Here is a 339-nt window from a genome sequence, read left to right as displayed (position 1 = left end):
ATTTTGTTTTTCTTCAAGGTAATTTGAGCCTAGTTCATGATAAGGTTCTCCTGTTTTTAAGATGTTGTAAGTAATCGTTACTAGTAAATGGGCAGATGCGATTCGTCCCTTCATTTTCCCCTGTCGTTTAGTAATCCTTTTTCGATGTGAAGCAATTCGATTATTTTGCCTTGATGTTGCTAATACACATTCTACGGCCATTGTTTTTAAAGCTTTATTTCCTTGTGTGGTTTTACTCGTTTTTTTTTACCAGCACTTTCGTAATTTCCAGGACTCACACCAGCCCAAGAGGCAAGATGTTTAGCTGATTTAAATACAGACATATCAACACCCATCTCC

The 339-nt window shown here is 36.9% G+C and carries 1 protein-coding gene; it reads right to left on the bottom strand.

The genetic code is table 11. From position 1 onward, the window contains the following. Positions 1-206: 206 nt before the first annotated feature. Positions 207-323, bottom strand: a complete 117-nt coding sequence (locus tag IOC57_RS26695) for an IS110 family transposase (protein WP_235568260.1) — start codon at positions 321-323, stop codon at positions 207-209. Positions 324-339: the final 16 nt, after the last annotated feature.

It is taken from the genome of Bacillus sp. SD075, assembly GCF_017355165.1.
GTDB lineage: Bacteria > Bacillota > Bacilli > Bacillales > DSM-1321 > Peribacillus.
This window is presented reverse-complemented; position numbering and strand designations above follow the sequence as displayed.